Below are 13,820 nucleotides of genomic sequence, written 5' to 3' on the forward strand. Positions count from 1 at the left end.
TAAACAGGATAGCGGAGCTCGAACTGGCAGGAAAACGGCTTACAGCAGCCACTCAATCGGCAGGACGGACAACACACCCACGCCCGCGCGCCGCCAGATGCTGGCATCGGGTTCGGACGTGAACCTGCGCTGGGTGCCGTCTTCATTGAGCTGAATCCACACCAACTCACCCTTGTCGTCCAGTTCCACCCGATAACTGCGGTAAGGCAGCACTTGTTCAAAACTTCTGGACAGGGCCTGCGCCATTTCAGGGCTTTCAATGATGAAACCCAGCTCAGTATTCAAATTGACCGAGCGCGGGTCGAAATTAAAGGAGCCCACAAACAGACGTTTGCCATCAACGGCAAAGGTTTTGGCATGCAAGGCTGAGCCAGAGCTGCCAAAGGGGCCCGAGCCATGACGGGTCGGCTTGTCCATCGTGGGACGCAACTCGAACAACTGCACACCCGCTTCCAGCAAGGCTCTACGTCGCTTCGCGTAACCGGCGTGCACAGCCGTGACGTCCGTGGCGGCCAGCGAGTTGGTCAGAACACGAATCTGCATCCCTGGCCGCTGCATCAGCCCTTCAAACGCCCGCACCCCCGCAGCGGTAGGGACAAAATACGAGGACACCAGATCCACCTGATGAGCGGGTTTGCCCAACAGCTCATCCATTTGCCAAACCAGCAGTTTTTCCGGACTGACCGGCCCGAGGGCCTTGGCCGGATCATCGCTAATCATGGTGGTACGCGCCCACTGAAAATCCAGCTGGCCTTGCACCAAAGCGCTGACCAGATTCGATTCACGTAATATTTGCTGGTACTTTTTGGCGCGGGGCTGTACTTCGGCATCCTGCAACTGCTCCTGAAACGCCGCAAGGGTTTGAGAGCTTTCAGTCTTTACGAGCCGATCGATGGGATACGCAGACTGGCTGGCCCAATAAAGATCAAAGTCCTTGGAGACCTCCTGCACCACCGCCCCAATCGCCATCACATCCAAATCTGCAAACAGAATGTCCTGCGTGGCGCCAAAATACTCATCACCCACGTTGCGGCCGCCAATAATGGTGACCTGATTGTCCACGGTGAACGATTTGTTGTGCATGCGCCGGTTCAGACGCGAGAAGTCAGTCAGGAAGCCCAGGGGCTTGGGCCAGCGCAACACAAAGGGATTGAACAGGCGCACCTCGATATTGGGGTGGGCATTTATGGCCGCCAGCGTGTCGTCCAGGCCCGTGATGCCATTGTCATCAATCAACAGGCGCACCCGTACACCCCGCTCGGCCGCCTGCATCAACATGCCCAGCATCAAGGTGCCGGTCGTATCGCCGCGCCAGATGTAATACTGCACATCCAGCGTTTTTTGAGCCGCAAACGCCAGCAGGGCACGGGCGGCATACGCATCGTGCGGGTCGAACAACGGATAAATACCCGATAAACCGGGATGCTGCTGTGCCAGAGGGTCCACCGCCCGGCCGATCGCAGTGTCACGAGCCTGCTCCAGAGGCAGCGCTTCGCTGTGGCTGCGTCCTTCCAGAGAGGGTAAGGCACAGCCTGTCAAAGCGGCCAGCAAGGCTCCCCCCGCAATCAGGGTACGCCAGACGCTGGACGCAGCCTGCCCCCGCAAGCGGGGTAACGTTGGCTTTTTGACGGGGTCGATTTTCATGAAGGCATCTCTGTGGACATGGGCATCGTTCCACATAGTAGCACCGCCCTGGCGCCCCAACCGCCAGCCCGTGTCACAATCACCACTTGCAGCCCGTGACAGGGCGGACAACAATAAAGCACCCGCCTATTCTTTAAGCCTGAAACAAGTAGCATGCCCACCGCCCAATCTTCTGCCTTACTGCCCCGCCACCTTGCCATTATGTTGCTGTTAATGCTGGGCAGCTCCTTTGCCGCCAACCATATTGCGGCCAAAGTGGCACTGGACCATGGCACCGGACTGATCATTTCTGTTATTTTGCGCTCGGCTGCCGCCTCCCTGGCGCTGAGCGTGCTGCTGATCTGGCGCAAGCAGGCCCTGTACGTGCCACGCCCCTACCTGGGCTGGCAACTGCTGCTGGGCGCACTGATCACTGTGCAATGCATGTTGATCTATTCCTCCATTGCCCGCATCCCCGTCGCCCTGGCATTGCTGGTGGCCAATATGTACCCGATATTGCTGGCTTTGCTTACCTGGGTACTGGGCGGACACCGTCCCACTCGCAAGACAGCCATCATCATGGTGGCCATTCTGGCAGGCCTGCTGCTGGCGCTGGACACGCCCAGTCTGATCAAAGGCGCCACCGTTGATGCCCAGTGGATTCTGGGCGTGGTGTGCAGCTTGCTAACCGCACTGGCCTTTGCCATTGGCCTGTGGATTACCGAGAACAAACTGGCACCGCTGCCCGGTCTGGTGCGCAGCTTTTGTACGATTAGCCAGACGCTGGTTTGCCTAATTGCACTCAGCCCCCTGGGCCTGCTGCCCGGCGGCTCTTCCCTGCCCCACGATGCGGTAGGCTGGATAGCCCTGTCGTTGGTCTGTGTCCTGTACACCACGGGTTTTGTAACGCTGTTTGTGCTGGCACCCCGCCTGGACATGACCCGCAATGCGCCCTTCATGAATATGGAGCCGGTCGCCTCCCTGATTCTCGGCTGGCTGATCCTTAAGCAGACCCTGAACTCCACCCAACTGCTGGGCGGAGCCATCGTGCTCAGCGGTATTGTCGCCCTGGCCTACCGGCGCACGCCCCGCACGTAAGAATCAGGCGCTGGACAAAAGTCGCTGCCAGACACGCGGCAACACCGCTAGCAGGTCCTCCGGAATCAGCCCAGGACCGAATTCCAGTGCCGCTTGTGAGTGCAGCCAGACTGCGGCCCCCGCCGCTTCAAAAGCTGGCATGCCTTGCGTCAGCAAACCACACACCAGCCCGGCCAGCACATCTCCGCTGCCGCCGGTAGCCAGCCAGGGCGGTGCGCAGGCATTGATCAAGGCCCGACCGTCGGGGGCGGCAATAATCGTATCCGCGCCTTTGAGCACCACCACGGCCCCGCATTGGGTGGCTGCCAGCCGCGCCGCTTCCAGACGATCAGGCGCCACGTCAAAGACGCGGGCAAACTCGCCTGAATGGGGCGTGAGCACACATTGTTCGTGCAACGCCGCCCATAACTGCTGCGGCTGTTGGGCAAAGCTGCTGATGGCATCGGCATCCAGCACACAAGGACGCTGGGTTGCCAGCAGGGCCAGTGTCAGACGACGGGTTTGTTCTCCCAGGCCCGCTCCCGGCCCCACCAGCCAGGCTCGGATGCGTTGATCGGTGGTCAAGGCGTCATCCCAAGGCGCCACCATGATGCTGTCCATCGCACTGGCATACACCGACCAGACTGAAGAGGGGACCGCCATGCTGACCAGCCCTGCTCCTGCCCGCTGCGCTGCGCGGGCCGCCAGTCGGCTGGCACCCGTCATGCGTTCGCCCCCCACCACCAGCGCGTGTCCGCGTGTGTACTTGTGACTTTGTGCATTGAGCTGGGGAAGATCGGCCTGCCACAGGGCTGGCTCATTCAACCAGGTATCGGGCTCGGGCAAGGACGGGCCCGGCATGCCAATATCGGCCAGTTCCAACTGACCACACAAAGCCCGGCCCGGATACAAAACGTGACCGGGCTTGTAACACACAAAACTGACCGTCACCGTCGCGGGAGCGGCCACTCCCCTCACTTGTCCACTGGCACCATCCAGCCCGGAAGGGATATCGATGGCGCAGACGGGCACTTTGGAGTCGGCCAGAGACTGAATCAGCCCTGCCGTCTCACCTTGCACATCCCGATCCAGACCCGCACCCAGCAAGCCATCCACGACGACGGAAAAGCGCCGGAAATCCGGGCACTGACTCTCCCAACGGCCCTGCCATTGGGATTGCGCCCAGGCTGCCGTTCCTTGCCGTCGGGATGGGTCTACCAGGCTAAAGACTGAAACCTGTCTTCCCTGCTCACGCAAAATCTGCGCGGCCACCAAGGCATCTGCACCGTTATTCCCCGGCCCGCATAGAAACAGCACCGCTCCTTGCGGCCAATGGCGCTGCACGGTGCGCGCCACCGCGCCTGCGGCCGCCCGGATCAGTTGCTCGACCGACACTCCAAAACCCGGGGCCGCCCTATCCATGCGGGCGCACTGAGCAGGACTGTACAAGGCCTGTTTTCCTGGGGGCGCGCTCAGGGGCAAAAAACCATATTGGGACACAAAAGGCATAGCGGGCTCACAAAAACAGAAATCAAATCCATTCCTGAGGGCATAGGCGACTGTTGGTCAGCAAGGTTCCAGCACCATGATTCCCAGGTCCGGGGCGGGCCATCTACAAAAAAAAGAACGGGTCACCGCCCGCTCTCTTATCTTAGTGCCAATTGTCCGAATACAACACGCTGGCAGCGCCACCCTCTTAAGCGGAAGTCTGCTCCTGCCTGTCTTTGACAGAAGCTACCGACAGCTCCCGTGGCACCTGCACCCCGTTTTTAACAGCGATGATTTCCGCCATGATGCTGACCGCAATCTCTGCCGGCGTTTTGCTGCCTATATACAAACCAATCGGACCTTTGAGCTTATCGATTTCCTGAGGCGTCAGGTCAAAGTGTTCGGCCAGACGTTCACGACGGCTCTGATTATTGCGCCGCGATCCAATGGCCCCCACGTAAAAAGCACTGCTCTTGAGGGCTTCCAGCAACGCCATATCGTCCAGCTTGGGATCATGCGTCAGGGCCACAATAGCGGTTCTTCGATCCGGCACGCAGGCAATCACTTCGTCGTCGGGCATGCCGCGCACTACCCGTGCTCCGGCCACACTCCATCCCTGAATATGTTCGCTACGCGGATCGCACACTGTCACGTCAAAACCATTGAACAAGGCAATGGTGGCCACGTACTCGGACAACTGTCCGCCGCCGATCAGCAAGAGCCGGTAAGACGGCCCGAACGTCACGGACAAGCAATCTTCGCTTACATGCAAGGCCGCCGGCACACGGGCAGCACTGCTCCAAGCGCGGCCCGTGTGCAAATCCACGTGCCGCTGCACCAAATGGCGCTGCTCCAGCAAGGTCAGCACCTGCGCCAATGCCTGCGGACAAGGGTTGAACTCGACCAGCAGACGGATTGTGCCGCCACACGGCAAGCCAAAGCGGTGTGCTTCATCAGCACTGATGCCATAGGTCAGCAGTTGGGGACGGTCCTCATCCTGCCAGCGCTTATCCGCCCCGGCAGTCTCGTGGTAAGCGCGGATCAGATCGTCCTCGATACAGCCACCCGAGACCGACCCGACCACCGCCCCTCCTTTTTCCAGAGCCATGATGGAGCCCTCCGGACGGGGGGACGAGCCCCAGGTCTGCACGACGGTGACCAATATCGCGTCCCGTCCCTGTGCGCGCCATTGCTGTAACTGGCGCAAAACCCTGACATCCAGGCTCTCCATACGTGTCTCCTGTCTTTCCCGTGTTTACTTGAATACCGGCATGCCGCCACCCGAATCATCAAAGGGATTCAGGTCGGAGCCGTATTCATCCTGCATTTCAATCGTGACCGTACTCGGATCAACTTTGGCGCCGGTTCCCTTGTAGTGCGTGACCATGCCCGGAAACAGAAGCACCACGGCAATCATCACAATCTGGATACCAATAAAGGGTACGGAGCCCCAGTAAATGTCGCCTGTGGCCACACCCGGGATCTTCTTTTTCGTCACTTTGTCGATGTAATCATCCTTAGGGGCCACCGAGCGCAAATAAAATAGTGAGAAGCCAAATGGTGGATGCATAAAGGATGTTTGCATATTAACGGCTAAGAGCACGCCAAACCAGATCAGATCAATACCCATCTTGTCGGCAACCGGCCCCAGCAAAGGCACGATAATGAACGCCAGCTCGAAAAAGTCCAGGAAAAAGGCCAGCACAAACACCAGTACGCTGACCAGTACCAGAAAGCCGTACTCACCGCCGGGCAGATCAATCAGCAGATGCTCCACCCACAGGTCGCCGTCCACACCCCGGAAGGTCAACGAGAAGATCGTGGAGCCGATCAGAATGAACATGACAAAGCAGGACAGCTTGGCCGTGGTATCCATGGCTTGCTTGAGCAGATCAACACTCAGACGCCGACGACTGACAGCCATCAGAATCGCACCGACCGCTCCCATGGCCCCACCTTCCGTAGGGGTGGCAATGCCCAGAAAAATCGTGCCCAGAACCAGGAAAATCAGTCCCAGGGGAGGAATCATGACAAAGACCACCCGTTCGGCCAGGGTCGACAACAAGCCCAGCTTGAGCCACTTGTTGATCAGGGCCAGCACAAAGGCCACGCCGCCCACCAACAGGATGCAGATAATGACTTTTTCGTCGACTGGCCCGTTCGGGTCTACCCAGTACTCGTCCAGCAGATAGCCGGCCACCAGCGCGATCAACAGCAGCACACACAAAGAGCGTGCGCCGGAACGACCATTGGCCTGGGAGTAAGTGCGGTGCTCTGCCGGAATCGGGGGCACGTCTTTGGGACGCAACACGGCCAGAATCAGAATGTAGAGCAGGTACGAGCCGGTCAACACCAGGCCGGGTACCATTGCGCCACGGTACATATCGCCTACCGAACGTCCCAACTGGTCAGCCAGCACGATCAGCACCAACGAGGGGGGAATGATCTGCGACAAGGTGCCCGAAGCCGCGATCACTCCCGTTGCCAACCTGCGGCTATAACCGTAGCGCAGCATGATAGGCAAGGAGATCAGGCCCATGGAAATCACCGAGGCCGACACCACCCCCGTGGTTGCCGCCAGCATGGCGCCCACAAACACCACCGCAATAGCCAGGCCACCGGGCATGGAGCCAAACAGCTGGCCAATCGTATCGAGCAGGTCTTCAGCCATGCCCGAACGCTCCAGAATCAACCCCATGAAGGTGAAAAAGGGAATGGCCAGCAACGTGTCGTTGGCCATGATGCCGAATACGCGCAGCGGCAGTGCCTGAAACAAGGACCAGTTAAACAGGCCCAACTCCACACCAATCAGGCCAAATACCATGCCGTTGGCGGCCAGCGCGAAGGCAACTGGAAAGCCCAGCAGCAGAAAAATAATCAGTGACACGAACATCACTGGCGCCATATTGGCGACAAATAAATCCATCATGATCGGTTTCAGCCTTTGTGTTGTTGCGCTAACTTGGCCTGGGCTTGCCGTGCAATGTCTTCAGCGAGCAATTCCTCAGGCGTTTTTTCCAGCAACTTCTTGTTGGGATTGGGGCAGGCCCCGCGCAAGAAGCCGATGCACTTGATCAGGTGCGAGATTCCCTGCAAGGAAATCAGGGCAAAACCGATGGGAATGATGAGTTTGGCAGGCCAACGGATCAGCCCTCCCGAGTTGGAGGAGACTTCCTGGCTCAGGTAAGAGTCCATGAACACCGGCCAGGACAAGGCCATAATGGCAAGGCAGGCGGGCAGCATGAACAACACCACGCACACGGCCTCAATCACAATTTGTGTGCGCTCGGACAGGCGCGAAGCCAGCACGTCCACCCGCACATGCTCATTGCGCAAGAAGGTATAACCGCCAGTCAGCAGAAAAAGGGCACCAAACAGATACCACTGCACCTCCAGCCAGGCATTGGAGCTGGTATCGAAGAATTTACGTGCGAAAGCGTTATAGGAGCTGATCACGACAACCAGCAGAACCACCCACATGACCACCCGGCCACAGAGCTGATTCAGGCTGTCAATCGCCCTTGATAGTTTGAGTAGAAATTGCATCAATCCCCCAGATTTTCTGCGTTGACGTTAGTTGGAATCTCATTGGACAGGAAACGGGCTGCAGGCTTGTGCGGGGCGCGATCCGCCATCCCTCTGGCGCCGCCTGCTGGCGGCCCCGGTCAGGGGGCGCACGCGCCCCCCCAAAGCGATGCGCTCTGTCATCTCCTCAGTCCCGTTTTATTAATCGTTTTGCCTTGTCCAGCGCCTAGGCGCGTCGGAAAAGCCCCTTGAAGCGGTCCCACAAAATGCTGAAAAACATTTTGACCGGATTGAACTCGGCCACCACTGGCTCATGCCCTTCAGCCAAGGGGTTTTCCAGACGCAGGTTCACGTTTTTGCCGAACTCCGCAATCATGCGACGCACGAAATCCTGTACCAGCCCGGAACGCGAGAACTGCGCCAGCGGCCCTTGCAACGAATACACCAGCTCCACGTGCACGCGGCTGCGCTCTTGACCGTCTGGCTGAACCTGATAGCTGACGTCACCGCGCGCGCGCGATTGACTCAAGGAGTCCACCCCTTCGCCCCGCAACACGGCGGCACGACGCTCGTTGTCTTCTTCCAGCGTGGCATTGCCCTTGAACGCAGCCGACATGGGGCCAAACTTGATCGCGATTTTTCCTTGTACCGTGGCCCCTTCCTGAGACTCGATGATCGCCCCCGGCAGACAAGCCGCCACTTTGGGCAGATCCTTCATGAAAGCCCAAACCTGATCGGCCGGGAAACGGGCATCAAAACCACCTTGAATGGCTTGCCCCTTGCCCTTGTCGGCATTACCGGGCGCAGCCGCAGCCACCGGAGCGGGCATCTGCGCTTCTTCCTGGACAGCGTCAAACGTCGTAAAGCTGTTCTGGTCCCAGTCTTGCGGCACGTTCTGCACGACAGCCGCGCGCAAGGCTTCCACCTGGGCATCGGGCTGATCGCGCAAGGCCTGCAGCACGGACAAAATGGCGGCCGTAATGCCTTGATAGCCAGTGCAGCGGCAAATATTGCCGGACAGCTCAATACGCACACGGGCTTCGTCCGCGTCGGGCAAACGCAGCACAATGTCGCGGCTGGTGGCCAGCATGCCAGGCGTACAGAAGCCGCATTGCAAGGCGTGTTTTTCCGAAAAAGCCGTACGCAGACGGCTCATGATCGGATCGTCGTCGTAGCCTTCTACGGTGGTGACTTCGTGTCCATCACAAGCACCGGCAAACGTAATGCAGGAGCGCACTGGACGGCCATCCACCAGCACCGTACATGCGCCGCACACACCGTGTTCACAGCTCAGATTGGTGCCGGTCAAACGACTTTTTTCACGTATGAAATCACCCAGATGGGTGCGTGGCTCGGCCTCGTGCTTTTGCTGGCGACCGTTAACTTGAATCGAAATTTCTGCCATGTCTTAACCTTTCACGCCCAGCGCCTGCTTCAGGCTGCGCTCTACGACCGTACGGAACAGCACCTGATGGGCCTCATCCCGTTGTGCCAGATACGGCTGCAAGGCCGCTGCAATCGTGTCCCCGTCCAGAACGGCCGCTCCTTGTGCCGCCACCTTGACAGCCAGTTCGGGCACGGAGCGCGGCGCGCCTTCCATTGCCCCCATCACCACTTTGGCGATGCGCGTGGCCGGATCGAAGTAACAGGCACAACTGGCATCGGCAAACTCGCCCACTTTACGGGTGAACTTGTAATAGCCCCAGCGAGCCGAACCTGATACCTCGGGCACATCCACGGACTCGATGAACTCACCGGCCTCCAGCACCGTGGTATAGGCGGCCAGCATGAATTCACTCATGGGCACGCTGCGGCTACCGTGGGGACCACGCACATTAATGCGTGCGCCCAAGGCGGTACAGGTCAGCACCCAATCGGCAGCTGGGTCTGCATGCGCGAGACTGCCGCCCAGGGTGCCACGATTGCGCACGCCCCGGTACGCGATACGACCGGCCACTTTCTGCATCATGTGACCGCGCAGCAGCTCGTGGACCCCGTCCTCAATCTCGGCATGCGTGACGGCGGCACCAATACGCACCCATCCCTGTGCAGCCTGTACCTGACGCAGCTCCGGCACAGCCGACACATCCAGAACACGGCCGGGACGCACCAAACGCAGATTCAACATAGGGCCCAGAGACTGGCTGCCCCCCATCAGGCGCAGCGCCGACGGGTCGCTGCCATAGGCTTGCTGGATCTGTTTCAGGCTGCGGGCCTGTTCGTATTCAAACTTGGCGGCCTTCATGCCTGCACCTCCGACACGGGCTGTTTGTATTGCTGAGTGGCGCACGGGGCGGCGGCGCGAATGGCGCTCAGCAGCCGATGCGGTGTCACAGGCGTATGCGAGACCTGTGCCCCCGTCGAGCGCAATGCATTATTGATGGCGGACATGATGGCGGCCGGCGGCGCAATCGCCCCACCCTCTCCCATGCCCTTGGCACCGAACTCGGTATTGGGCGAGGGGCTTTCCATGTGTTCGATATGGATATTGGGCACTTCGCAGGCACCTGGCATGACATAGTCGGCCAAGGTCGATGCCAATGGCTGCCCGAACTCGTCGTAAGGCATCTCTTCATACAAAGCGGTGCCGATCCCCTGGGCAATCCCGCCAATCGTTTGCCCTTCCACAATCATGGGGTTGATCATCACGCCACAGTCTTCGACCACCACATACTTGAGCACCTCCACCCCGCCCGTGCGCGGATCAACCGCCACCACCACGGCATTGCTGGCATAGGTAAAACTGCCGGTATCGACCTTGGGCTTGTAACCCACGGACAGTTCCAGACCCTGCGGGTCCACATCCTCTGGCAAATACTGCGGGTTGATGTACCAAGCATCAGCCACTTGAGCGATGCTGACCTGACGACCCTGGGCGCTGAACGTGTCGCCCTGATGCTGCAGACTGTCCTCATCGGCATTGAGCATATGGGCGGCAATCTTGCGCACACGCGGCAGCAATGCCTTACAGGCTTTCGAGACTGCGCCGCCCGACATCACCAGCGAGCGCGAGGCGTAAGTGCCGGTGGAAAACGGCGTGCGGCCGGTATCCCCATGCACCACTTTGATGCGTTCTACGGCAATGCCCAGGATTTCGCTGGCGATTTGAGCAAAAGAGGTTTCCATACCCTGGCCATGCGAATGCACTCCCACGCGCACCTCCAAACCACCATCCGGCGTCATGCGGACAAAGGCCTGGTCGAAACCGGGAATGACTGCTGTCCCCCAGCTGGCAAACACAGAGGTGCCGTGCGCGGACTGTTCGGTGTAGGACGCCACCCCCAGACCAATAAGGCGGCCATCCGGTTCGCCCTGGGCCTGACGCGCCAGTACCCCATCCACATCGACGGCCGCCAAGGCGCGGCGCAGGCTTTCCGGGTAATTGCCCGAGTCGTAGTGCTTATTGGCCACGTTGACATAAGGCATTTGTTCGCCTTGCACCAGATTCATCAGGCGGATTTCCCACGGGGTCTTGCCTACCGCCAGCGCGATCTGATCCATCATCTGTTCAATGGCCAGGCAAACACCCGTGCGGGCAACGCCGCGATACGGCATAAAGCCCGGCTTGTTGGTTCCCACGCCGCGCGTGCGGCAGCGGTACCCCCGAAAATCGTAAGGGCCGGGCAGATTGCCCAAGGCTTGACCAACCTCCAGACCCACCGTAAAGGGCCAGACGGAATACGCTCCGCCATCAATATCAATTTCGGCATCCAGAGCCAGCAAACGGCCTTCATCGCTGATGTGTGCTTTGAGCCGGTACTGGTGCTCCCGGGTATTGGCCCCCGCAATCAAATGCTCGCGGCGGTCTTCCATGAAACGGAACGGCTTGCGAAAGGTCTTGGCCAGCCAGGCCACACACAGCTCTTCCTGATGCAGCACGCACTTATAACCAAAGGCACCGCCCACATCAGGAGAAATCACACGCACCTGCGCCTGATCCATCCCCAGGAACTGGGCAATACCGGTGCGGTGCATGTGAGGGATCTGACTGCCGCAATACACCACCAGTTGATCGGCCTGGAAGTCCCAGTACGCCAGTACCGCTTTGCCTTCCATCGGCAACATGCACTGTCGCGACAGACTGACCGAATGCTCGATCACGCGGTCGGCACGGGCGGCATGCTCTTCAAAAGCAATGTCTGAGCGCAAGGTCACAAATACATTGTCCTGCCAGCCTTCATGCAACAGCTCACCTTGCGCGGCCAAGGACGCCTGAACGCTGCCATAGACCGGCAACTCATCGTACAGAGCCTCTATCTGCTCCAGAATGTCCTCAGCCACGGCACGGCTTTCACCAAAGGCCAGGGCAACGGGTTCGCCAACATAGCGCACGCTGCCCAAGGCCAGCGGTGGCATGCGGGAGGACTGATAACTGGGCAGGGTGGAAGCGGCGTAAATATCCTGACAATCGGGCATATCGGCGCGGGTAATCACCTGCGCACGTGCCCTGTCTTCAATATTGATCTGACGAATTCGGGCATGGGCCATGGGACTGCGCAAGAAGGCGACTTCCTGCAGCCCCGGCATGGTCATGTTGCCGATGAAGTTGCCCCGGCCATTGAGATGGCGCGCATCCTCCTTGCGAAGAACGCGCGCGCCCACTCCTTGGCCACCCAGGCTTGACGGGTGACTGTGCTGACTCATTTCACTACCTTAAGAATGTACTGCTTAACCGCGCTTGCCCAACTCGCTGAAAGTGAAGTTGTCCAGGGCGCTTTCTGCCACCCGGAACCAACTGGCTTCCTGCTCCTGGAAGGTCTTCCAGCTTGGATAAATCTTGGCAAAATCGGCGTTGCTATCCGACAACTCCTTCCACAGCTCCTGAGACTTGTCGTAGGCAGCCTTCATGACGTCTTTGGGGAAGTAGCGCAGTTTGGCGCCATCGGCCACTAGCTTGCGCAGGGCGCCGGGGTTCAGGGCATCGTATTTGGCCAGGCACAGCATGGACTGCTCGTTACAGGCGGTCTCGAAAGCAGCCTTGAAATTGGCAGGCAATGCTTCCCAGGCATCTTTATTGACCATGGAGGTCAAGGACGCACTGCCTTCAAACCAACCGGGGGAATAGTAGAAGGGAGCAACTTTGTTCAAGCCCAGCTTTTCGTCGTCGTAAGGCCCAATCCACTCGGCAGCGTCAATCGTGCCTTTTTCCAGCGAGGAGTAAATATCGCTGGGAGGAATCTGCTGAGGCACCGCGCCCAGTTTGGACAAGACCATGCCGCCAATTCCACCGATGCGCATCTTCAGGCCCTGCAGACTTTCCAGGTCCTTGATTTCCTTGCGGAACCAGCCCCCCATCTGCACGCCCACGTTACCGGCTACAAAGTTCACGATGTTGTATTGGCTGTACATGTCACGCAGCAATTTCAGGCCGCCACCGTAGTGGATCCAGGAATTGTGCTGACGGGCATTCATGCCAAACGACAGGCCAGTGTCAAACGTCACGGCGGTGTTCTTGCCCACAAAAGCGGTACTGAGCACGTGATTGCATTCGACGGTACCATTGCTGATGGCATCCATATTCTGCGCGTAAGGCACCAGTTCACCACCGGGAAAAGCGCGAATCTCGAATTTGCCCTCGGTCAGTTCGCTGACACGTTTGCACAGTGCCTCGGCCGAGCCATAAATGGTGTCCAGGCTTTTGGGCCAGCCGGTGGACATGCGCCAGCGCACGGTGGGACTGTTTTGTGCAATTGCAGGGGCAGCTACCGCTGCCAGACCCGCACCGGCGACCGTTGCCGATTTCAACAGAAAACTACGACGCTCCATCACTCACCTCTTTGTATTTTTTAATGTATTTACACCCCTTGCTCGACAGGGGTCTGGGTTGTGCCCGCCAGTCTGGCCTGATGCCCGGACAGCAGCGGTCCAAACCTTGCCAAACCGTCCCCCCGAGGGGCCAGACGGACGTTCCAAGCGGTGTAACTGCCCTGTGAAATTCACACTTACCGCTTCGATAATAGTAAGTGTGCTGATTAATTAATTTTTGGTCAAGCAGGGAAACTACTGACGCATGTCCTTGATGGGATAAAGGAAAGACGCATCAATAGCTTAAGCCTCAACTAGCGCAATCCCTTATAAAAACGATATTTTATTTTTCAATTTATACA

At 58.8% G+C, this 13,820-nt stretch carries 10 protein-coding genes; 1 reads left to right on the forward strand and 9 read right to left on the reverse strand.

Translation table 11 applies throughout. The features are described 5' to 3' along the window. Positions 1-39: 39 nt before the first annotated feature. Positions 40-1,644, reverse strand: a complete 1,605-nt coding sequence (locus FE795_RS13885; RefSeq protein WP_003802236.1) for a phospholipase D family protein — start codon at positions 1,642-1,644, stop codon at positions 40-42. Between the two features lie 153 nt (positions 1,645-1,797). Here FE795_RS13885 and FE795_RS13890 point away from each other — a divergent pair, with 153 nt between their 5' ends. Beyond that, a complete protein-coding gene (locus FE795_RS13890) occupies positions 1,798-2,721 on the forward strand; it encodes an EamA family transporter (protein ID WP_219235082.1) in 924 nt (307 codons plus the stop codon). 3 nt (positions 2,722-2,724) lie between these two features. On the opposite strand, the gene FE795_RS13895 is transcribed toward FE795_RS13890, so the two are convergent. From FE795_RS13895 to FE795_RS13930, 8 genes are all read right to left on the reverse strand, one after another. Beyond that, a complete protein-coding gene (locus FE795_RS13895; protein ID WP_219235085.1) occupies positions 2,725-4,209 on the reverse strand; it encodes an NAD(P)H-hydrate dehydratase in 1,485 nt (494 codons plus the stop codon). A 187-nt stretch (positions 4,210-4,396) separates the two neighbouring features. Next, positions 4,397-5,419, reverse strand: coding sequence for an XdhC family protein (locus tag FE795_RS13900; protein ID WP_003802227.1), 1,023 nt, complete (start codon positions 5,417-5,419; stop codon positions 4,397-4,399). A gap of 24 nt (positions 5,420-5,443) precedes the next feature. After that, positions 5,444-7,114: a TRAP transporter large permease gene (locus FE795_RS13905; RefSeq protein WP_039943474.1), complete on the reverse strand. Its 1,671-nt coding sequence runs from the start codon at positions 7,112-7,114 to the stop codon at positions 5,444-5,446. An 11-nt stretch (positions 7,115-7,125) separates the two neighbouring features. Continuing rightward, entirely contained in the window at positions 7,126-7,734 is a 609-nt protein-coding gene (locus FE795_RS13910) for a TRAP transporter small permease subunit (RefSeq protein WP_039943468.1), read from the reverse strand. Positions 7,735-7,939: 205 nt separating this feature from the next. After that, complete coding sequence (locus FE795_RS13915) at positions 7,940-9,118, reverse strand: xanthine dehydrogenase family Fe-S subunit (RefSeq protein WP_131070883.1); 1,179 nt, start codon at positions 9,116-9,118, stop codon at positions 7,940-7,942. Between the two features lie 3 nt (positions 9,119-9,121). After that, positions 9,122-9,958: an FAD binding domain-containing protein gene (locus FE795_RS13920; protein WP_059318866.1), complete on the reverse strand. Its 837-nt coding sequence runs from the start codon at positions 9,956-9,958 to the stop codon at positions 9,122-9,124. After that, positions 9,955-12,357: a xanthine dehydrogenase family protein molybdopterin-binding subunit gene (locus FE795_RS13925; protein WP_059318865.1), complete on the reverse strand. Its 2,403-nt coding sequence runs from the start codon at positions 12,355-12,357 to the stop codon at positions 9,955-9,957. Before FE795_RS13925 ends, FE795_RS13920 begins: the two co-directional genes overlap by 4 nt. A gap of 24 nt (positions 12,358-12,381) precedes the next feature. Further along, positions 12,382-13,479, reverse strand: a complete 1,098-nt coding sequence (locus FE795_RS13930; protein WP_003802214.1) for a TRAP transporter substrate-binding protein — start codon at positions 13,477-13,479, stop codon at positions 12,382-12,384. Positions 13,480-13,820 lie beyond the last annotated feature (341 nt).

This window comes from Alcaligenes ammonioxydans, from assembly GCF_019343455.1.
Taxonomy (GTDB): Bacteria; Pseudomonadota; Gammaproteobacteria; order Burkholderiales; family Burkholderiaceae_B; genus Alcaligenes; species Alcaligenes ammonioxydans.

What these genes read in the sequence shown, in the direction of transcription:
- FE795_RS13885 (WP_003802236.1), bottom strand. Translation starts at nt 1,644, where the DNA reads ATGAAAATCGACCCCGTCAAAAAGCCAACGTTACCCCGCTTGCGGGGG.
- FE795_RS13890 (WP_219235082.1), top strand. Translation starts at nt 1,798, where the DNA reads ATGCCCACCGCCCAATCTTCTGCCTTACTGCCCCGCCACCTTGCCATT.
- FE795_RS13895 (WP_219235085.1), bottom strand. Translation starts at nt 4,209, where the DNA reads ATGCCTTTTGTGTCCCAATATGGTTTTTTGCCCCTGAGCGCGCCCCCA.
- FE795_RS13900 (WP_003802227.1), bottom strand. Translation starts at nt 5,419, where the DNA reads ATGGAGAGCCTGGATGTCAGGGTTTTGCGCCAGTTACAGCAATGGCGC.
- FE795_RS13905 (WP_039943474.1), bottom strand. Translation starts at nt 7,114, where the DNA reads ATGGATTTATTTGTCGCCAATATGGCGCCAGTGATGTTCGTGTCACTG.
- FE795_RS13910 (WP_039943468.1), bottom strand. Translation starts at nt 7,734, where the DNA reads ATGCAATTTCTACTCAAACTATCAAGGGCGATTGACAGCCTGAATCAG.
- FE795_RS13915 (WP_131070883.1), bottom strand. Translation starts at nt 9,118, where the DNA reads ATGGCAGAAATTTCGATTCAAGTTAACGGTCGCCAGCAAAAGCACGAG.
- FE795_RS13920 (WP_059318866.1), bottom strand. Translation starts at nt 9,958, where the DNA reads ATGAAGGCCGCCAAGTTTGAATACGAACAGGCCCGCAGCCTGAAACAG.
- FE795_RS13925 (WP_059318865.1), bottom strand. Translation starts at nt 12,357, where the DNA reads ATGAGTCAGCACAGTCACCCGTCAAGCCTGGGTGGCCAAGGAGTGGGC.
- FE795_RS13930 (WP_003802214.1), bottom strand. Translation starts at nt 13,479, where the DNA reads ATGGAGCGTCGTAGTTTTCTGTTGAAATCGGCAACGGTCGCCGGTGCG.